16 protein-coding genes are annotated in these 20755 nt (G+C 42.6%); 10 read left to right on the top strand and 6 right to left on the bottom strand.

What is annotated here, in order from left to right; genetic code table 11:
• Positions 1-148: 148 nt before the first annotated feature.
• Complete coding sequence (locus RMZ43_RS02390) at positions 149-358, bottom strand: hypothetical protein (protein WP_322655594.1); 210 nt, start codon at positions 356-358, stop codon at positions 149-151.
• A 919-nt stretch (positions 359-1277) separates the two neighbouring features.
• On the opposite strand from RMZ43_RS02390, the gene RMZ43_RS02385 reads away from it, so the two are divergent.
• Both RMZ43_RS02385 and RMZ43_RS02380 read left to right on the top strand, forming a co-directional pair.
• Complete coding sequence (locus RMZ43_RS02385; protein WP_322655593.1) at positions 1278-1973, top strand: DUF4142 domain-containing protein; 696 nt, start codon at positions 1278-1280, stop codon at positions 1971-1973.
• Between the two features lie 251 nt (positions 1974-2224).
• Complete coding sequence (locus tag RMZ43_RS02380) at positions 2225-3541, top strand: Gfo/Idh/MocA family protein (RefSeq protein WP_322655592.1); 1317 nt, start codon at positions 2225-2227, stop codon at positions 3539-3541.
• A gap of 40 nt (positions 3542-3581) precedes the next feature.
• Here the strand turns inward: RMZ43_RS02380 and hpnK are convergent, their stop codons facing one another.
• The 3 genes from hpnK to hpnJ form a co-directional block, all read right to left on the bottom strand.
• Positions 3582-4475: a hopanoid biosynthesis-associated protein HpnK gene (gene hpnK, locus RMZ43_RS02375; RefSeq protein WP_322655591.1), complete on the bottom strand. Its 894-nt coding sequence runs from the start codon at positions 4473-4475 to the stop codon at positions 3582-3584.
• Positions 4447-5220, bottom strand: coding sequence for a ferritin-like domain-containing protein (locus tag RMZ43_RS02370; RefSeq protein WP_322655590.1), 774 nt, complete (start codon positions 5218-5220; stop codon positions 4447-4449). The genes hpnK and RMZ43_RS02370 overlap by 29 nt, the downstream gene beginning before the upstream one ends.
• 221 nt (positions 5221-5441) lie before the next feature.
• Positions 5442-6896, bottom strand: coding sequence for a hopanoid biosynthesis associated radical SAM protein HpnJ (gene hpnJ, locus RMZ43_RS02365; RefSeq protein WP_322655589.1), 1455 nt, complete (start codon positions 6894-6896; stop codon positions 5442-5444).
• A 201-nt stretch (positions 6897-7097) separates the two neighbouring features.
• On the opposite strand from hpnJ, the gene RMZ43_RS02360 reads away from it, so the two are divergent.
• The 7 genes from RMZ43_RS02360 (at position 7098) to RMZ43_RS02330 (ending at position 17352) form a co-directional block, all read left to right on the top strand.
• Positions 7098-8717 (top strand): cyclic peptide export ABC transporter, encoded by a 1620-nt coding sequence (locus RMZ43_RS02360; protein ID WP_322655588.1) that lies wholly within the window; start codon positions 7098-7100, stop codon positions 8715-8717.
• 62 nt (positions 8718-8779) lie between these two features.
• A complete protein-coding gene (hpnI, locus tag RMZ43_RS02355; RefSeq protein WP_322655587.1) occupies positions 8780-9994 on the top strand; it encodes a bacteriohopanetetrol glucosamine biosynthesis glycosyltransferase HpnI in 1215 nt (404 codons plus the stop codon).
• Between the two features lie 238 nt (positions 9995-10232).
• A complete protein-coding gene (locus RMZ43_RS02350) occupies positions 10233-10442 on the top strand; it encodes a hypothetical protein (protein WP_322645990.1) in 210 nt (69 codons plus the stop codon).
• Between the two features lie 63 nt (positions 10443-10505).
• Positions 10506-12170 (top strand): FAD-dependent oxidoreductase, encoded by a 1665-nt coding sequence (locus RMZ43_RS02345; RefSeq protein ID WP_322645989.1) that lies wholly within the window; start codon positions 10506-10508, stop codon positions 12168-12170.
• An 18-nt stretch (positions 12171-12188) separates the two neighbouring features.
• On the top strand, positions 12189-13580 hold the full coding sequence (locus RMZ43_RS02340) for an ATP-binding protein (RefSeq protein WP_322645988.1): 1392 nt from the start codon (positions 12189-12191) through the stop codon (positions 13578-13580).
• Between the two features lie 242 nt (positions 13581-13822).
• Positions 13823-14524 carry a serine/threonine protein kinase gene (locus RMZ43_RS02335; protein ID WP_322655586.1) on the top strand — a complete coding sequence of 234 codons (702 nt, stop codon included), beginning with the start codon at positions 13823-13825 and terminating at the stop codon, positions 14522-14524.
• Between the two features lie 908 nt (positions 14525-15432).
• Positions 15433-17352 (top strand): glycoside hydrolase family 15 protein, encoded by a 1920-nt coding sequence (locus tag RMZ43_RS02330; protein WP_322655585.1) that lies wholly within the window; start codon positions 15433-15435, stop codon positions 17350-17352.
• A gap of 362 nt (positions 17353-17714) precedes the next feature.
• Here the strand turns inward: RMZ43_RS02330 and RMZ43_RS02325 are convergent, their stop codons facing one another.
• Complete coding sequence (locus RMZ43_RS02325; protein WP_322655584.1) at positions 17715-18623, bottom strand: SDR family oxidoreductase; 909 nt, start codon at positions 18621-18623, stop codon at positions 17715-17717.
• Positions 18624-18770: 147 nt separating this feature from the next.
• On the opposite strand from RMZ43_RS02325, the gene RMZ43_RS02320 reads away from it, so the two are divergent.
• Entirely contained in the window at positions 18771-19781 is a 1011-nt protein-coding gene (locus RMZ43_RS02320) for a helix-turn-helix transcriptional regulator (RefSeq protein WP_322645985.1), read from the top strand.
• A 123-nt stretch (positions 19782-19904) separates the two neighbouring features.
• On the opposite strand, the gene RMZ43_RS02315 is transcribed toward RMZ43_RS02320, so the two are convergent.
• Positions 19905-20273: a hypothetical protein gene (locus tag RMZ43_RS02315; protein WP_322645984.1), complete on the bottom strand. Its 369-nt coding sequence runs from the start codon at positions 20271-20273 to the stop codon at positions 19905-19907.
• Positions 20274-20755: the final 482 nt, after the last annotated feature.

Genomic DNA, 20755 nt, shown 5'->3' with positions numbered 1-20755 from the left:
ACAAAAATGAACGAGGCTAAAACCCTCTTCAATCCAACCACTTTTGCTACTTCCTTCACACCCTAAAGCTTTTGCAGTTATCAGTTTAAGTTTGCATAACGACACTCCCCCGATTGCGATCGCTCTCGACAATTGGGACAGGTAAACTTTATGAAATAGGAGTCGTTATATCTACCTCATCTAAGGATGGTGGCGATTCCAAAGAACTAGCGCTACTTTCTGGTGTTGAAAGCTCACTATCTACAATTCCCTCCCATGAATAGTTACAGATTTTAGTGCGAAGCAATGTACCAAACATCAGGTTAATTGCTAGAGCAAAGGAATCGATAAAAATAAAGTTCACAAAGCGATCAATCATTAGTCCCTCTTGAGTTATAGTTTTGCATCAAGTTATATTTGTTCTCTGACTACACATGCCACAATTTCTTTTCCGGAAATGCATTGATACTTTGCAATTTATTCTTCTGATGGCATTTTCAGTTTTATTTGGGAGCAATCCTTTCTACCCTTATACCGTTTCTTTGTGAAGCTGCATATATTTACCCCCCGGCTACGCCGTCCCCCCTTATCAAGGGGGGACTACAGGGAAGTCTTATTATGTGCATCCTCATACAGAATTGGTATTAGACAGTAGTACTGTCTGAAAGCCACCACTGTTTGTTTGAGAAGTTATCAAAAAATAATAGCTAAAAAGCTTATGCAGCAATAGTTTCAATCTATCTTTTCTAAGAGTGTTAGCGTGCAATACTTTTCGGTTAAGGGGGAAAGGGAAAGGGTTTGAATTTACCTTTCCCCAGACCAAAAGAGAGATTATTGGGTTTATCCGAAAAGTATTGTGTTAGCGTGGTGAACAAATTATGCTTCTTACCGCTTGAGCTTGCATTATGAATGCATCTTGCGGAGTAGGTTTCAAAACACACCTTAGTTAGAGTCTCTGTGTCAGATTGCCGTGATAGTATACGGCTTATTCCTGTTGTTGCTTGTAGGAGACAATTATGGAAAATCTAGTTATTGATTACTGCTGAGTCTATCGATTGGAAGATGTATTTATCTTCAAAACCTTAATGTTTTAGAGAGGTACTAACAGGCTTCAACCAGATGATATCTCTGCATTTAATCGGGAAATGTTGAATCTGTTTGTACAATTTATCCCGACGGAATTTAGATCACATTAATCAGCTTTGTTTATAATTTGTGATTTCAACTCGTCATCAGCATTAATGATCGCTAGTCTTCTGCATTCTAATATACAGCTTGATCTAAGGAAAAAATTAATTATGTCCAACTTCAAAATACTCTCTAGTGGTTTAGTTGCGATCGCCTTATCTCTGGCGACTGGTTGCACACCAACTACTCCCCATGACCAAACTACATCGCAAGCTCCATCTGCTGTGCCTGTACAAGGGACTGAGACTGCATCCCCAACTGCATCGCCGACTACATCACCAACTCCATCAGGGCAAAATAACCTCAGTTCTTTAGACAGAAAGTTCATGATTGAAACCGCTCAAGATGGTTTAGCAGAAGTCCAACTAGGACAACTAGCATCACAGCGTGGAACCACTGATGCCGTAAAACAGTTTGGACAGCGTATGGTTCAAGATCATACCCAGGTAAATAATCAACTCAAACAGTTAGCGGCTCAAAAAAATGTCACGTTACCAACTACTATCGGTAGCACAAATCAGAAAGCCCTGCGACGCTTATCTGCACTTTCTGGTGCTAAATTTAATCGCGAATATATAAAAGAGATGCTTCAAGGTCATGAAAAAGATGTCTCCGCATTTCAGAATGAAGCTCAAAAAGGACAAGATCCAGATGTGAAAGCATTTGCGGCTCAAGCGCTACCAACCCTCCAAGAACATCTGCAACAGGTTCGTGCCATTGCTAATCCTGGCAGTTCAACTAGCACCCCAACTCCAACCAGCACCCCAACTCCAACCAGCACTCCAACTTCAACTAGTACTCCGTAGGTAATACAGTTCAGTTAAACATTTCTTCTTTTCTTTTGCGTCCACGGCACGTACTGTTACAAAAAAGCAAGCTACGCTAGCATCTCTAAGAGTTGGCGGTAGCCTACGGCAAGTCGTTTTACGTCTTTGTTAGCCGATGCATTGGCATTGTCAGCCAATGCATTGGCATTGCAGGGTATTACCAAATTTAATTTGCTAAAAATTGCTGTACTAAGTCCGAAATTTGATCATTTCATTATTAATAAACCACAATGCCTGAATTCTTTAAAGGAAAATTTTTTCGTCGTCAGATACTGACTACTGCTGGGTTAGGAGCTATTTCATCTGCCGCACTTGGTAGTATGGACGAAGAAGTTGCTGCTCAAGAGCCAACTGTGCAAGCCACTCCACGCGGAGGTGAGTTGCCGCCTCAGATTCAGTTTCCGCCTATTTCAGAAAAGACTGAGGTCGATACAGGTGGGCCTCCGACTGCACTGCCACCAGAGCGACGCTTGGGATTTGCGATCGTTGGACTGGGTAGACTGGCATTGGAAGAAATTATGCCTGCGTTTGCAGAATGTAAACTAGCAAAGCCAACTGCATTAGTTAGTAGTGATGCTGCCAAAGCCAATCAAGTTGCACAGCAGTACGGCATCAAACCGCAGAACGTTTACAACTATCAGAATTACGATAATCTTCGCAATAATCCTGACGTTGATGTGATTTATATTGTACTGCCCAACAGTATGCATCGGGAATATACAGTACGTGGTGCAAAAGCTGGAAAGCATATTCTGTGTGAAAAACCAATGGCAACCACAGTAGAAGATTGTCAGCAGATGATTGATGCCTGCAAACAAGCGAACCGCAAGCTGATGATTGCTTATCGTTGCCAATATGAGCCGCACCATCGCGCCATGATTGGGATGATCCGCAGTAAAGAATTAGGAACTGTGAAGGTGATTCAGGCAGATAACGGACAAAACCAGGGAGGTGACTTAAACCAGTGGCGATTGAAACGCGCCTTAGCTGGAGGCGGATCTTTACCAGATGTCGGAATTTATTGCTTGAATGCAACTCGCTATTTGACAGGAGAGGAACCGATCGCAATTAGCGCCCAAATCTTCAGTACTCCTGGCGATCCGCGTTTCAAAGAAGTAGAAGAAAGTGTCACCTTCCAGCTGCGGTTTCCCAGTGGGATACTAGGGATTTGCTCCACTAGCTACGGTTTTCACGAAGGGCGTCGGTTTCGCGTCTTCGGCTCTGATGCTTGGGGACAACTCGATCCGGCGTTCTCCTACAACGGTTTGCGGATGATGGTTTCACGCAAATCACCAACAAACAGCATGGCAGAAAACATTAGCGAAGTGCGGATAGGTGAGAAGAACCAGTTCGCTTTAGAAATCGATCACATGGCAGATTGTGTGATTCAGAATAAACAACCCCATACGCCTGGTGAAGAAGGTTTGCAAGACCAAAAACTGATCGCGTTGATTTACGAAGCTGCACAAACAGGCAAAACGATCGCTCTACCTCGTGTGTCGGGATTGGATACCACTCGTGGCCCTGTTCCTCGAAAGCTGAATTGACGGCGATTCTAGCGGTTGTCTTAGCGGGGGATAAATCCATTTAGATGCTACGCTGGGATAGGAAATGGTGGTTGGTAATTTCAAAGCCGTTACTAAGGAGTGCCTTGCGTACCCGATCGCTTAACAAGGCAGCAAGTTCTGCTTCACCTGCTCCTAGTGTTTCATTTGAAGGATCGCCAGGAATAGCGTTAGCGTAGCCCGCCGTAGGCATCGCTGGATGAGAGTAAATCTCTACTAAGTCTGCCTGGATTTGGGGTATCAACCCAAGTAAGTATTCCTCTGTAATACCACCAGTTTGCAATAAACCGTAAACTCTTTGGGTAAATTTAATCCCTTCGGACTCTAGTATTCTTTCGCCATAGCGGCGTAGTCTGCCAAATACTCCTGACCAAACTAGCTTTGTGAGTAAATTACTGCGATTAACTCTAAGGGTCAACCCCAGTTCTTCACTTGGCAGCCGAATTACTTTAATATCAAATTCTGGTGCTAGCTCAACTAAAATACGCAAAACTATTGGATGGATATGCAAATGCAAATGTCCATCTACATGAGAAAGAGGCAAACCAGTAGAACGGAATTTTTCTAACTGGGCGCGAATTTCTTGTCGTAGTTCTTGATGGGTTTCCTTGACAAATTGATACCGCAACCCAGCCAGGAACGGACTGTTAGAAAAGTTACCTTCTTTGTCAACTAAATGAGGAATTTGGTCTGGCGGTAACACAGAACGTCCACATATCAAGACAAGATGTAACCCAACAGCCAGGTTAGGGTGGGAATTTGCCAAGGCGACAGCCTCTTTTGCAGCATCAGCGCTCACCATCAGGCTGGTGCTAGTTAGCACTCCTTGTATGTGTGCTTTGATAATTGCTTGATTAACTCCTTGAGAAAAACCAAAGTCATCACCATTAATGATGGCGAATCGCTGTGCTGGCATAAGTTTCTATTTTTAAGGTTCTGATAATTGAGCTAATGAGCGAGATTGACGCCGAGGCCATTTTGGCCAGTTTTGGTACAAGCTGCGGTTGGAGTAATTCTTTGTCAAATACCCCAAGTCGTCGGCTATTTTCTTTCAAGCAAGTAGATAACAATAACTCTGGGGTTAAATTATCTATAAAGTTACTAGCGCCGGTAGCTGTAAAACCCTCCTGAATTTGCAAGTAAGTAACCCAATTAATGAAGAACATGATATGACGGGCTTCTTCATCTAGAACCTTATCGAAGATATCAAATAATGCTTCTGGGATGTAGTTGACATGACGGCGAGCAAGTCCAAACAGACCAAAGGCTAAAAAAGAGTCTAGACATTCACCAAAACCAAAGTCAAGGAAGGCTGTTTTGATATTACTAATAAGTACAGGTGCAGGAGGTGGAGAAATTTGAATATCGTACCGATCAATCATAAATTTAATGAGTCTCCCATGACGAACTTCTTCCATACCTTGTAGAGCGATCGCGTCTTTTAATAAAGGGTCGCTAATTGTTGCTGCGAAAGCGTTCACCATCACTCCTGCTTCTTGTTCTGTATTTAGTGCTTCTCTCCAAAAAGGAATATTACGCAAGCTTTCGAGAGCTACACTGTCTAGAGTCGGCCAAGGGAGGTGTGCTGGCTCGTACTCTAAGTGACTTTCAATAAAGCTACGGCAAAAAAGTTCTTTGTGTTCTTTGCTTCCTATTTTCATGGCTGAAAAAATTTTTGACTTTTTTGATAAGTATTCGGACAGAATTAATTACATGATGTAATTGCGATCGCAATTACTGTAAATATTTATGTTCATTTACTTATTTGGCTGGGTTGTCGTCAATTCCTCCACAAAAATAACCATTAACAATTCAAGATTCAAAATTGGTAACTGATGCTATATGTAATGCTTATGGTTTAAAAGCCTTGAATTTACAATCATTAACTAACAACGACTGATGCTGCTTTTGCACTTGCTTGGGTGCGACGATCTTTCAAGTAAGAGAAAAATTCCCGCCCTTCACGTAGCCGACGAACTAACATTTGGGGATCGGTGAGCATTTCAGTGACAATTGGGATAATCGCTCTGGGACGGAAGTAGAACTTCCGATACATCTTCTCAACAGCGTCTTCAATCTCAGCACTAGAAAGATTTGGATATTGCAGTGTAGACATTTGAATTCCAGAACTAGCAACTAAGGAATTGTTGCTAAACCAATTATTTTCTTGTGCTTGACGATAAAGTTCTGTTCCAGGATAGGGCGCGGCGATGGAAACTTGAATTGTATGAGGACTAATATCGCAAGCAAAGCGGACTGTTTCTTCGATTGTTTGTTGAGTTTCATCGGGTAAACCAATGATAAATGTACCGTGTACGGTAATGCCAAGTTTATGACAATTTTCCATAAACTTCCGCGCTACTTCCAGTTTGATTCCTTTCTTAATTCCATCCAAAATTTGCTGATTGCCAGATTCAAATCCGACTAAAAGTAGGCGTAAGCCATTATCGCGTAGTTTTTTCAGGGTGTCATAGTCGAGATTGGCGCGGGCGTTGCAACTCCAAGTTAGTTTGAGTCGGCGCATGTGTTCGCTAATTGCGATCGCTCGATGTTTGTCAATGGTAAAGGTGTCGTCATCAAACATATATTCTCGCACCTTGTCGCCAAAGAGCGCCTTAGCTTCTTCCATTTCGCGCCCGACGGCTTCCGGGCTTTTAGTGCGGTATAGGTGTCCACCAATTGTTTGTGGCCAAAGGCAGAAGGTACATTTTGCCGGACAGCCCCTCCCAGTGTAAAAGGAAATGTATGGATGCAGTAAGTAGCCAATAAAGTATTTAGTAATATCCAAATCACGATGATAAACCGGCAATACACTGGGCAGAGAATCCCAATCGTGAATTAAGGGGCGGTCTTCATTATGATGTATATTACCCTGGCGATCGCGGTAACTTAGACCTGTAATTTCTTGCCAAGACTTCCCTTCTGCTAGTTCTTTGCAGGTATAGTCGAATTCATGACGACACACAAAGTCAATGATTGGGTTTTCAGCCAGCGTCTGCTCTGGTAACACTGCTACGTGCGCTCCAATGAAGCCAATCTTGATATTAGGGTTTTGAGCTTTGATTGTCTCGGCGCACTTCACATCATTAGGTAGCGAAGGCGTGCTAGTGTGCATGATAATTAGCTCGTAATCTTGAGCAATTTCGATTACATCTTCTACTGTTTGATCGTGTGGTGGTGCATCTATTAGCTTGCTACCAGGCACAAGTGCTGCTGGTTGCGCCAGCCATGTCGGATACCAGAAGGAAGTAATTTCGCGCTTGGCTTGGTATCGTGAACCGGCTCCCCCATCAAATCCATCGAAGGAAGGAGGACTGAGAAATAAAGTTTTTTTCACAAGTATATTTCCTCAATATATAATTCTACGCACAGTGTACGAGACGCTGGGCGAATCCGTTATCAGTGTAATTGTAATTAGCTTACCGTGATCTTTCAGAAGTTTTGAACTGTGAGGATGGAAAATTCACCCTAGAAGCGCAACCTAAATTGATTTGCAATAACTATCTTGAAAATGGGGCATGGGGCATAGGCATCTATCATGAATTTGATTTACTTTCTTTTGCGTTCTTCTTGGGGGATGGTAGCGATCGCGATCGCTACTGGATTTTTGAGTGGCGGTAGTAGTGCTGGCTTGATTGCCTTAATTAGCCATGCTGCAAGTAGCAGTGGTGGTTCTCGTCTCACATCCATCATTTGGGGTTTTGCGGGGCTGGCGATAGTTGTATTAATTACTAGTATTATTTCTCAAGTGATGCTGATTCACCTTTCCCAAAATGCAGTTTTGCAATTACGGATGCGTTTGAGTCGGCAAATTCTCACTTCTGAGTTAACTCATTTAGAAGGGTTAGGGAATCCTCGATTATTGGCAACTCTCACAGAAGATATTCAGGCGGTTGCTAATGCTGTTTATCAGATGCCTTTTATCTTTATTAATTTAGCCATCGTCCTGGGGTGCATAGCATATATAACCTGGCTTTCTTGGTTAGTATTGGTGCTAGTTTGTGGTATTTCAATAGTAGCGATCGCTAGTTGTCAATGGCTACTCAACAGAGGAGAGAAATTGCTGGCTTTAGCTCGTGAAGATGAAGATCAACTGTTTAAACATTTTCGCACTATTACCGAAGGAGTTAAAGAACTCAAACTAAACCACAGGCGGCGTGAAGATTTTTTAGAAGGAAAACTTCACCCAACTGCTAACAAGTTCCGCCATCACAATGTTAAAGGTCTAACCCTATTTGCCACAACTTCTAGTTGGGGACAACTCGTATTCTTTTTTGCCCTCGGTTTTGTGATGTTCGTGTTGCCTAATCTGCTCACTATCAATGCCGAAACCCTCTCTGGCTACATTTTGACCTTTACTTACTTGGTGTTACCAATGGATAACATCATCAGCAAACTTCCCCTATTGAGTCAAGCCAGTATTGCCTGGAAAAAAATTGAGTCATTGGGTTTATCTCTAGCTAGCCGAACTGAAATATCCACTGTTTCACTTGCAATTAAATCTAATTGGCACAGCTTAACATTTAAAAATGTTACTCACACTTACTATACAGTTGAAGAAGACAATAGCTTTATTTTTGGCCCCATCGACCTGACACTATATCCTCAAGAATTAGTTTTTATTATCGGCGGTAATGGTAGCGGTAAATCTACATTAGTCAAACTAATTACCGGACTTTATATCCCTAACAACGGCGAGATTTGGTTTGATGACAACTTAATTAACGAAACGAATCGAGAATGGTATCGTCAGCATTTTTCCGTTGTATTTTCCGACTTTTATTTATTTGAAGAACTTCTCGGATTACAAAATTCTTACTTGGATGCTCAAGCTAAAAAATATTTACAAAAATTGCAACTAGACCATAAGGTAAAAGTTGAAAATGGTCAACTTTCTACCACTGCTCTTTCTCAAGGACAACGGAAACGACTAGCTTTACTCACAGCATACTTGGAAGATCGACCAATTTATCTATTTGATGAATGGGCTGCTGATCAAGATCCAGTATTCAAAGAAATATTCTATACTCAACTTCTACCAGAACTGCGATCGCTGGGTAAAACAGTACTGGTAATTAGCCACGATGATCGCTATTTTCATTTAGCAGATCGAATTATCAAACTTGACTATGGAAAAATAGAATACGACAAAACTTAATATACTAGCACCTACCTACTTATATTCCCACAAAACTTATTTAAAAGATAGGTCTAATAACCATGTTTGTATCTAACTTTTTAAGAATTCTTCATTTGATTACCATTGACTCTCTCATAATTTTGTGCATATTCTCTGTTTGCTTTTATTGCTATGCAATTTATGCAGCAATAACCTTTTTTAATCATTCCCAGCCAACAGATTCAGAGTTTCATCCACCTGTTAGTATCCTCAAACCTCTTTGCGGAGTTGATAGCGATGCTTATGAAAACCTAGCTTCATTTTGTCAGCAGGACTATCCAAAGTATCAAATCATCTTTGCTGTGCGAAATTCTCAAGACCCTTGCATAGAGGTTGTAGAGAAAATCATCCATAATTATTCAGATTTGGATATTCTCCTAATAGTAAGCGATCGCGTCATCGGTACAAACCTCAAAGTTAGCAACTTGGCAAATGCCTCAGCCAAAGCTAAATACGAAATTTTAGTCCTTGCTGATAGTGACATCCGAGTTGGAACAGACTATTTGCAAAGAGTTATCCAGCCGTTGCAAGATAAAAGCGTCGGTGTCGTTACCTGTATGTATCGATCCTTAGCTCAAGGATGGGTATCAACATTGGAGGCTATTGGTACTACTACTGAGTTTCATGCGGGAGTTTTAGTCAGCAATATCCAGGAAAATGGTATAAAATACGCCTTTGGTTCCACCATTGCCATCTCTAAAAAAGTACTAGAAGCCATCGGTGGATTTGAAGCAATTGCCGATTATCTAGCAGATGATTTCCAACTTGGCTATCTACCTGCTCAAGCAGGTTACAAGGTTGTACTTTCTGACTATGTAGTTGAACATGTACAGACAAGCAACAACTTAGTTGATGCTATCAAGCGTCAAATCCGTTGGGCGCGTGGTAAACGAGTTTCTCGTCCTTGGGGTTATCTAGGACTAATTTTTACCTACGGTGTCGTTACTAGTTTGCTGCTGCTGATTGCTACAGATGGTTCAATACTAGGATGGGTAGGACTATGTATCTGTTGGATAACAAGATTGGTAATGGCTTGGGTCGTTGGTACTATTAGTCTGAAAGATCCAATTGTCAAAAAGTTTCTCTGGCTCATTCCTGGGTACGACTTGTTAAGCTTTATTATTTGGTGTTTTGGCTTTATTGGGAACACTATAGAGTGGCGGGGGCAGCAATTAAAGCTCACTAAAGAGGGAAAGCTACTACAAGAAGACAGAGGTTCTCAATTATCAATTAAGGTTTTGACTAGTAAACTGTAGCGAAAGTGACGTTGCACCCTGTTCCTTGTCCCCTGCGACTATCAAATTCAGCGTTAAAATCCAAAATAGCTTTATGATTTTTATGAGACGCATATTTGAAGTTATTTAGGTCTACTACCAAAAGATTCTCAAGTTTATTCTGGAACATAGTAAATGGTAAATCACCTTTAGGTGATTCGTGTAATGCTGGTATTGAAGGTTCTTTCAGAGTCAAAAAAAGTACAGAGAGATAAAAAATATGGCTGAACATCTATTTCATGACCAACTAAGTTTAGAGGAACAAACAGAAAAACTCGGAAAGCAAGCACTAAGCTTAGGTTTGATTCCCAGCTTTGTAGTGCATTACTTTCCCGATACCTGGATATTTTATATACCTAATGAAAGTCAATCAGAAGCGCTGACACCAGAAGAAGCATACTTTCGTTTAAAACAACTAGTTGAACAGTAGATATTTTGACGACAAGTTTTTGAACATCAGACTAGACACTGCAATTATCAAGTAACAATAGTTATGGCGAAACCTGCAATTTTAACCGTCGATGATGATCCAGAAGTGTTACAAGCGGTGTCAAGAGACTTACGGCATCAGTATGGCGATCGCTTCCGCATTGTCCGGGCAGATTCCGGTATTGCTGCTCTGGACTTGGTGCAGCAACTAAAATTGCGGAATGAAGCAGTTGCTCTATTTTTGGTCGATCAAAGAATGCCCCAAATGGGAGGTGTGGAGTTCCTTGAACAGGCCAAAGGTGTCTTTCCTGATGCAAAACGTGCTTTGCTAACAGCTTATGCAGATACCGATGCAGCGATTAAGTCAATTAATAGTGCCAAACTTGATTACTACTTACTTAAGCCCTGGAACCCGCCAGAAGAGCGACTATATCCGGTTTTGGATGATTTATTAGATGACTGGCTAGCTGGATTTCGCCCACCTTTTGAAGGTATTCGAGTCATTGGTAATCGCTGGTCGCCTTTTTCTCATCAAGTGAAAGACTTCCTAGCGCGTAACCAGATTCCATATAACTGGTTAGATATTGAATTGGAGCCAGAAGCAGCAAAATTAGTAGAATACGCACAAGCTGATGGCAGACAGCAATTGCCCCTGGTACTGTTTCCCGATGGTTCTCGATTAATCCAACCATCTAATTTAGAGATTGCTGCCAAAATTGGATTGCAAACCCAGGCAGAGCGACCTTTCTATGATTTAGCGATCGTGGGTGGTGGGCCTGCCGGACTAGCCGCCGCCGTCTATGGCGCTTCCGAGGGATTGAGTACAGTCTTAATTGAGCGTGAGGCTCCAGGTGGACAAGCAGGCACTAGTTCACGCATTGAGAATTATTTAGGGTTTCCTGTTGGCTTGAGCGGCAGTGATTTGGCCAGGCGGGGAGTCACCCAGGCGCGGCGATTTGGGGTAGAAATTCTCACTCCTCAAATAGTAACCGGAGTTAAGCTGCAAGATCCTTACCGGGTTCTGCAATTAGCGGACGGTAGCGAGATTAGTTGCCATGCACTTTTAGTTGCAACGGGTGTTTCCTACCGTTGGCTAAATGTCCCAGGAGCCGAAAAGCTTACAGGGGCAGGAATTTATTACGGTGCTGCCATGACTGAAGCGATCGCCTGTACCAATGAAGAGGTTTACTTGGTAGGTGGGGCCAATTCTGCCGGACAGGCAGCAATGCACTTTTCTAAATATGCCAGCAAAGTGATCATGTTAGTACGGGGTGAATCACTATCATCAAGTATGTCGCAATACTTGATTGACCAAATTGCAGCTACTGCAAATATCAAAGTTTGCACAAATTGCAGCGTCGTGGAAGTGAAGGGAGATGAACATTTAGAAGAAATAGTGATTGCCCATGCCAAGACTGGACATACTGAAACGGTGTCAGCGCGATCGCTTTTTATCTTCATCGGTGCTAGCCCTAAAACTGATTGGCTCGATGGCGTTATTCGGCGCGATACTCAGGGGTTTATCATCACAGGCCCCGACTTGATGCATAATGGCAAATCTCCTCCAGGTTGGCCTTTAGAACGCTCTCCTTTCTTACTAGAATCCAATGTTCCTGGCATATTTGCAGCCGGAGATGTACGCTTTGGCTCAATTAAGCGGGTGGCATCCGGTGTGGGAGAAGGTTCGATTGCTATTCAATTCGTTCACCGCTACCTGAGTAATGTTTAACTAAAAGGAGGTTAATTGATGTTGTGTGTTGAGGAATTAATCAACTTAGACCCGTTTCAACAGCTTCCTAAAGAACAATTGGAGTGGGTTTGCGATCGCGCTCAAACAGTTGAACTTTCCGCCGGAGAAGTGTTGTCCCATGAGGGAGATCCTGTATGTCGCTTATTTATCTTAGTCAAAGGTAAAATCAACATGACCCGCCGCAGTGAAGGAATTGAAATTCCCATCGGGCAACACGAAGCCCCATCCTTTTTTGGTGAAATTCCAGTCCTTACAGATGAACCTGCACCTGTGACAATGCGGGCATTCACAAATTGCCACCTCTATGAAATGAAGGGAGGAGATTTCCGTAAACTGCTGCATGAATGTCGTGATTTTGAGCGGATGGTATTTCGCATTATGCAACGTCGTATGCGGGGGCTAGAGTCTTTTATCCGTGGGCGCGAAAAGATGGCAGCTTTAGGGACACTTGCCGCAGGTCTAGCTCATGAACTGAACAACCCAGCTTCAGCACTGGTTCGGACTTTAGGGGAAATGCCAGCCGCTATCCTAGAGCTACAACGAATGAATTTAGTTTATGGGCAACGCAATGTTGAAGAAGCACATACTCAAAACTGGTTGAAAGTCCGGGATCAGGGTTATGATGCGATTTTAAATAATCGTCTAGATCCGGTAACATTAAGCGATCGCGAAAACGTCTTACTGGAATGGTTAGAAGATTATGGCGTGAACCAGGCATGGAAATTAGCAGAACCTTTAGCAGAAGGTGGGATTGAGGTCGAAACCTTAGATCATCTCATGGAACGTTGGCGCAACGACGACACTGAATTGCGAGAGATGGGATTGCACTGGCTATCGCTCTCGTTTGAAGTCATATCAATGATTAAACATGGTTTGCGAGGAGCTGAGAGAATTTCTGAACTTGTGCAAGCGATGAAGTCATACTCTTACCTCGATCAAGGCGTTCAGCAAGAAGTGAATGTGCATCAAGGTTTAGAAGATACATTGCGATTGTTTGTTCATAAACTCAAATGCGGCATCCAAGTACAACGCAATTACGATCAACATCTTCCTAAAATCCTTGCCTATGGCAGCGAACTCAATCAGGTGTGGACGAACTTAATTGATAACGCCATTGATGCAATGGATGGTAAGGGATTGCTAGAAATTACAACCCACCATTGCGATCACTATGCTCACATTGACATCATCGATTCTGGTAGTGGAATTCCACCTGAAATTCAAACCCGTGTTTTTGAACCCTTCTTCACCACTAAATCAGTGGGGCGTGGTTCAGGACTCGGTTTGGAAACCGTTCGCCGGATTGTAGAAAATCGCCATCACGGTACGCTCTCATTTGAGTCGCAGCCAGGTAGAACTTGTTTCACCATCTGCTTGCCTTTTCTCTAAATCCTGCTTTCTCCATTTGTGCAAAATGATAAATTCTTATTATGAACTCTATCCTCTGAATCTGCTATCGTGAAATTCATCACCAAAAAAAGCACTCCCAAGAAAGCTAGAAAAAGTAACAGTTATTGAGTGTTAAACCTTAAAATTCATAAATCGCTACCCACGTTTATTTACTACTTAATTACCCCGGAGAGTGACAGAAGAGGGTTATCTTGTTCTTTGGTGTCAAAAACTTATCTGGTATGGACAAATTGCTCCCAGAACAGTTAGTCAAAAGCATTTATCAGCAACTACTACCTAGATTAAAAATTGAAAGTATCAATCCCCGTAATCCCATTAATGTCAGCTATCTTCCACAACCCTGGCGGCTGCTTGGCAAAGGAAATTATGCCGCAGTAGTTTATCATCCCGATTACCCTGAGTATGTAGTTAAAATTTATGCCCCAGGACGACCAGGCTTTGAAGAAGAAGTAGAAGTCTACCGTCGCTTAGGTTATCATCCGGCATTTTCTGAGTGTTTGTACGCCAAAGATAACTTTCTAATTTTGAAACGGCTTTATGGAACAACTCTGTACGATTGTATGCACTTAGGTTTACCGATTCCCAAGCAGGTAATAAGAGACATTGATGAAGCTCTTGACTATGCTCGACGTTGCTCCCTCCACCCTCATGATGTCCACGGACGTAATGTTATGATGCACCAAGGTAGAGGATTAGTTGTAGACATCTCAGATTTTTTACATCTTGAAGCCTGCTCAAAGTGGAATGACTTGAAGAAGGCTTATTACTGGTTATATCTCCCCGTGTTATGCCCACTTCGACTCCGTGTACCATACTCTACCTTAGATATAATCCGCAAATCTTATCGTCTGGCAACCTCTTTCAAAACTTCCTATTGTCAACTAGTTCTAAGATTAACTCGTTTTAAATATTTAAAACGTTAGGCTAATTTATTCTTGCAAACATTAAGTATTCCTTCGCCACAAAGTGAATACAAAATGGTATTTAACCCTCTCGCTATTGCTTCGAGTTTAAGCGGATAAATCTATCCCTTGACAAGAAAGCTTCTACAATTACTTGTGTGGTGATCACAGGAATAAAGTCTATGTTCGGTTTTTTGGTTTTATAGTTGTTATTTAATTATCAGAAAAGCTCCAGAAATGAGCGTGCATACCAAAGCGAATATAACTGCGTGTTCCACTTTACTACTAATAATATTTATCGCAATTGCAATCAAAAATATAAATAAAAAAGTTAATATTTTCAAAACATTTTCTGATTGCCAATCAATTAATGAATCATCAATAGATGTTACCATTAATGGAATTAATAAATTTTGGGATTGGATATTCATTTGATGCTAATTTTCCTAATTTATCTGCTTTATATATATAAAGTAACTTGACTCTTGTTATCAAATCTTCTATCGTCAGACATATAAAGAAGTCAGTGTCACATCACTAGTTTCAGATGTGTTAAAATAGCCAAACTTTCGTCATAAATTTGTCATAACGTTGTCAAACTTACATGAAATAATAAAATTTTAACTAAAAAACTTAAGTTGTTTAAGAATTCTGATGCTCAACCTCGACTGCTGATTTCTATTGGGATATCGTTGCTCCCACAACAGCTTCCTATTTTATGATCTAATACAGTTTAATTAAGCATTTCTTTCTTCTTTTTATGTCCTTTGCGTTCTTTGCGCTACCATGCCTTAAGCCGCAGAAGCATCTACGTTCAAAAAATTAACTGTGACAAAGAGTTTTAGCGTTAACCCAATGGTAATTTCTATAAAAAATTACCAATTCCAAATAAGATGTTCGTAAAAGATTATCAGCAGCTAAAGACGGTAATGAGTATTACATCTGCTTCCAATAATGACCCAACGCCTCCAACCCGATCCTTTCCCCCGATAGAAGATTATGGGGTGATTGGCAATTGCCATACAGCAGCTCTTGTCAGTAGTTGCGGTTCGATTGACTGGCTTTGCTTACCTCGGTTTGATTCACCGTCTTTGTTTGCTCGGATTTTGGATCTAGAACGTGGTGGAAGCTGGAGTATTCAGCCAACCACTGCCTGGTCAAGTAGTCATCAGTATCTAAATGAAACCAATGTACTAGAAACTATTTTTACGTGTGAGTCAGGACGAATTTCGCTGCTGGATTTTATGGATATTAGCAACCAGGAGCAGCAAAGCCGAATAGCACCTGGTAGGCTAATCCGAATTGTCGAGGTTAGTGAAGGAACAGTTGAAATTATGAGTACTTGCTCTCCTCGCCCCGACTATGGGCGGACAATTCCCAAGTTAGTCAAATCTGGCAACGAAGTCAGGTTTGATTCATTCACCATTACTGGGCCTGTTGAATGGCATCTGGACAGAACAAGCAATACATTTATGTGTCACATAATCCTCCATGCTGGAGAAAGAGCGGTGTTCACGCTTTTGACTCAGGAGGACGCACAATTGCCAAATCTACACCCAATGGATGCCCTGGCATCAACTTGCGCCGAATGGCGGGGTTGGGCAAATAAGTGTACTTATCAAGGAGCATACCGAGACGTGGTTGTTCGCAGTGCGCTAACCTTACAGTTGATGACTTATGCCCCTTCAGGAGCAATTGTAGCTGCACCGACAACTTCGTTGCCAGAAGAAATTGGTGGGGAAAGAAACTGGGATTATCGCTTCACCTGGATTCGGGACTCATCATTTACTCTTTATGCATTGCTATTAGCAGGTTATTTTGATGATGAGTGTCAATTCTTCAATTGGATCGCCCAGACTGTGAAGATGGAAGCAACTGGAATCAAAATCCTTTATCCGATTACATCAAGTGGACAGGTTGTTGAGCAAACCTTAGATCACTTGCGGGGATATCGAGACTCGCAGCCAGTTCGGATCGGCAATGGTGCGGCTGGGCAAGTTCAATCTGATGTCTATGGTGAGGTAGTTAGTGCTTTACATTTCGCCTGGAAGGCTGGAAAGTACGATCCAACTGTAATTTGGGCACACATTTGCCCATTGGTAGATTGGGCTGCTACTCACTGGCACGAACCAGATAGCGGCATCTGGGAAGTGCGTGGGGGTTTGCGACATTTTGTTTTCGGTAAAGTGATGCTATGGGTGGCGTTAGACTGTGGTATCGAAATGGCTGAGGCGCTTGAGCTAACTGGTGATACTACCCGTTGGCGACAGGAGCGCCAACTAATCCGTAATGAAGTGTTTGAAAAAGGGTGGAGCGAAAAACTTGGTGCCTTCAAGCAATCCTACGAGGACGAAACTCTTGATGCCTCGAATTTGCTCATGTCTAGTGTTGGTTTCATTGATGGAACTGACCCGCGTATGGTGTCAACTATTAATGCGACTATCGAACATTTAGTTGAGAATGGACTGTGTTATCGTTACCGAGATGCGCCAGAAGGTGTTAGCGGTAAGGAGGCATCCTTTGTCCTTTGCACCTTCTGGCTGATTAACGCGCTCATTTTGGCTCAAAGGACAACAGAGGCTTGTATTTGGTTTGAGCAAATGCTGGCGCGAAGTAGTCCGTTGGGACTATTTGCAGAAGAAATTGATTTAGAGACAGGAGCGCATCTTGGCAACTTTCCTCAAGCTTTTTCGCATATTGGCGTGATTAACGTTGCTGTTTCCTTAGCACACGCAGGTAATACTGGAACAGTTGAGGCTAGGCATATTGATGCAGCAAATGCTGCATCAAGAGGTGGCGGTGGTATTCAAAAACTCAAAAAGTCGGAGCGGCGTCAGCCACCCTTCTGAACTTTTCAAGACAGACATCGCTTTGAGTTCTGCAAACTAAACCAAGTGAGATGGAACTTACGTATAGGCAATTTGCGTTATACCAATTCACAATTCACAATTCGCAATTCGCAATTAAAAAACTTATACCAATTCAATTAATGATTGCAACACATCCTTGGGTAAAAACGCGATGAATTGCGTCTCTACAAATGGTCTATTTGTCGCATTCTTTTTTCAAATTGGTATTAGATACAGCAATGCTTTCAAGGTTTACATCTGTATCAGATTTTTCGTGAAATGGTATAAGTGCGCGAAATTAGAACAAACATTAATTGCAATGTGAAGCTTGCCAAAAAATACGAAGTGTTGTGACTCGAACATTACCTATATCCGGTCGCATCAGCAGGTTTACCCGCTTCCTGCACTTCATGAATGTAGCGCCAAGCATCGGGTTGAGAGCTATCAAGATCGGTAAAGCCATAAACCTGTGCTAATTGCCCACTAGAAAGCGATTGTCCATTCCATTGCATCACTTGTGGATCACCAGCTAGATAAGCAACTGCACGCCCAACATAATGGGGCGTTTCAGAAATTATGAAGTGCGGTTCTTTTGCCGTTGCGTCCTGCCAGTTGGCTTCAGTCACTCCAAAATGATCGAGCATGAGTTCCGAGCGCAACCAGCCCGGAGTCAGCGCCACGACAGTACATTGATGTGGTTTAAGTTCTTGCGCCAATCCCCACGCCATACGAATTACCGAGGTTTTAGCAAGGTCATAGAACAGCGACAGCCGATAATTTTTATCGTTATATTCGGCAGTACCATCGGTAATTTCGACCACCAATCCACCGGGTTTTTGGATCAATAGCGGCAATGCAAAGTGGCTGGTGATCAGGTGGGTGTCGATCGCCAGTCTCAGCATCCGTAATTCTCGCTCCAAAGAAAGCTCCCACACAGGCTTGTTGAACTCCACCAAATATTCTGCACCAATATCGTTGACCAGAACATCCAGACGGCCCTGTTCCTGCTCAATACGAGCAACAAGCGCCTGTACTTGTTTTGGGTCTAAATGATCGACTAGAACAGCGATTCCTTTCCCACCAGCCTGGTTTACTAATTCCGCCGTTTCTTGAATTGTTTCAGGGCGGTTGTATTCCGATCGCACAGTAAGAGTAGTGCGTCCCGTAACATAAACGGTTGCTCCTGCTGCACCAAGTTCCACAGCAATGCCACGACCTGCACCGCGTGTTGCCCCAACTACAAGCGCAATTTTATTCTTCAATAGCTGCATAATTGACCTCCTTAAATCCTGCTAGGTGGTTTAAAGAAATCGATGACTCCAAACCATCTTTATGCAGGATAAGCTGAACTTCATGACATCCTTTGTCATATTTAGGCAGTAAAGTAAAAAGTAGTTCCAATTGGTCTTGGGATAGTTATGCGTGCCGATCGCCTCCTCTCGATCCTGATGTTGTTACAGGTTCATCGTCAGCTAACAGCGCGAGATTTAGCAGAACGATTGGAGGTATCTGAGCGCACCATTCATCGTGACATGAATGCCCTCAGCAGTGCCGGAGTTCCGGTGATGGCAGAACGCGGTAAAGGGGGTGGTTGGAGTTTACTCGACAGCTATCAAACTAAGCTGACAGGGCTTAACTTGGCAGAGATTCAGGCGCTGTTTTTGCCAAAGCCCGCACACTTGCTAGCTGATTTAGGCTGGAGTCAAGCATTTGAAGCGGCTCTGCTCAAACTTCTGGCAGCAATACCTGCCGCAAATCGTCAGCAAGCAGAAATGGTTAGCCAGCGCATTCATGTTGATCCAACAGGCTGGCATCGGTGGGACGAGGAAATGTCGGCGTTTGCGACTCTGCAAACAGCGATTTGGCAAGAGCGGCAAGTAAACCTCAGTTATGAGCGCGGTAATGGCAAACTGGTCAAACGATTAGTCAACCCACTGGGATTGGTCGCCAAAGGTAGTGTCTGGTATTTTGTTGCCTCGGTAGAGTCAGAGGTGCGCTCCTACCGGATTTCACGGGTGCGAGATGCTATGCTTATGGATTACCCCTGTATTCGTCCGGTTGAATTCAACTTAGCTGACTATTGGCAACAATCGATGGTTGAGTTCAAAGCCAATCTGCCTTACTATGGCGTGACGGTGCGTGTTGCTCCAGAGGGTATGCCTCGGTTACGCTATGCCGGATACTTTGCCCGAATAGAACAGATTGACTCGCCCGATGCCGATGGCTGGACTCGCGTCTGGCTGAGGTTTGATATAGAGGAAGCGGCTTGTGCTTATGTGCTGGGATTTGGCGCAAAGATGGAGGTAATTGAGCCATTAGAATTACGCGATCGCGTTTTGCAAGCAGCAAAAAAGACGATCCTGTTTTATACCGAACATTCTCACCTCGCTCAATTAAATGGGCAACTCGCTGCGGGATGTGATGAGTGAATTCATTAATAAAACCATTAAATAGGGTTGAGACAAAGAAAGTGTTATCAAGCTTACGTGTAACTTGATGGATGGGCTGAGGTAGGAAGCCCATCCTACCGCGCGTTTTGGCAAACGACATTCTTATTTCTGTTTACAGCTTGTGGTAAGTTCTACATTGTAGAAAGTCCCTGGTTTGGGATTAATTGAACGCAACTGCTGTATAAAAGCATTAAATGTTGTATTGCTTATGCCGAAGCCAGCTTCAGCACAAGCAGATAAACCTCCCTCAATGGGAATAGATCCGGTACTGGGACTATATACAATGAATTTATCAACGGTGCTAGTGCCGACTGCAAACCCGATAACCTGGCGAACTGTTCGCAAAGCAGCATTATCTAAGGAACCACCAATACTGCCAATACTGATATTAACCGCACGACTTTCAGCTAGAGCCGGCGCACTAATCGACAATACTGCCCCGACAATCATCAAACTGGTGAACTTCAACATTATCCTCGACTCCAAAAAATTGAAAAACTAATAATTAGGTTTCGACATGATTACTTCAGCATTAGGTTTTTCCTTTTCTGAAGAATGTTAATTTCTTAAGAATTCTTTATAAAATTGCCTTTGCAGACAGACCAGAATATTAAACCAACCGCCCTTCGGGTGACGCTCCTGTACTCTTAGTGTGACAGTAGTGTTTATAATGTTGGCTTATTCATCTCAGAAAAGTATTTCACGGACGAGTAAGCTTTTTCTACCTCCAAAAATTTTTTAGGCAATTGTGCATCATTTCTTCATCAGCGTTCGTCCTTGACGTTGCCGTTCGTGCAGCGTCTCCGATAGGAGAAGGCATCGCAGGTACTTATGCCATTAATTACTGCGCTCTCTGGCATTAAAAACTGTAACCCTTATTCTACATACCTTAGAGCTTTTCTTAGGGACTTCCAGAAATTAAATTATTCAATTTTCTGAGCGAAGATGATTGT

The organism is Nostoc sp. CmiVER01 (assembly GCF_034531135.2).
Taxonomy (GTDB): Bacteria; Cyanobacteriota; Cyanobacteriia; order Cyanobacteriales; family Nostocaceae; genus Nostoc.
The sequence above is the reverse complement of the archived record's forward strand: the minus strand, read 5'-3'. Positions and strand labels throughout refer to the sequence as shown.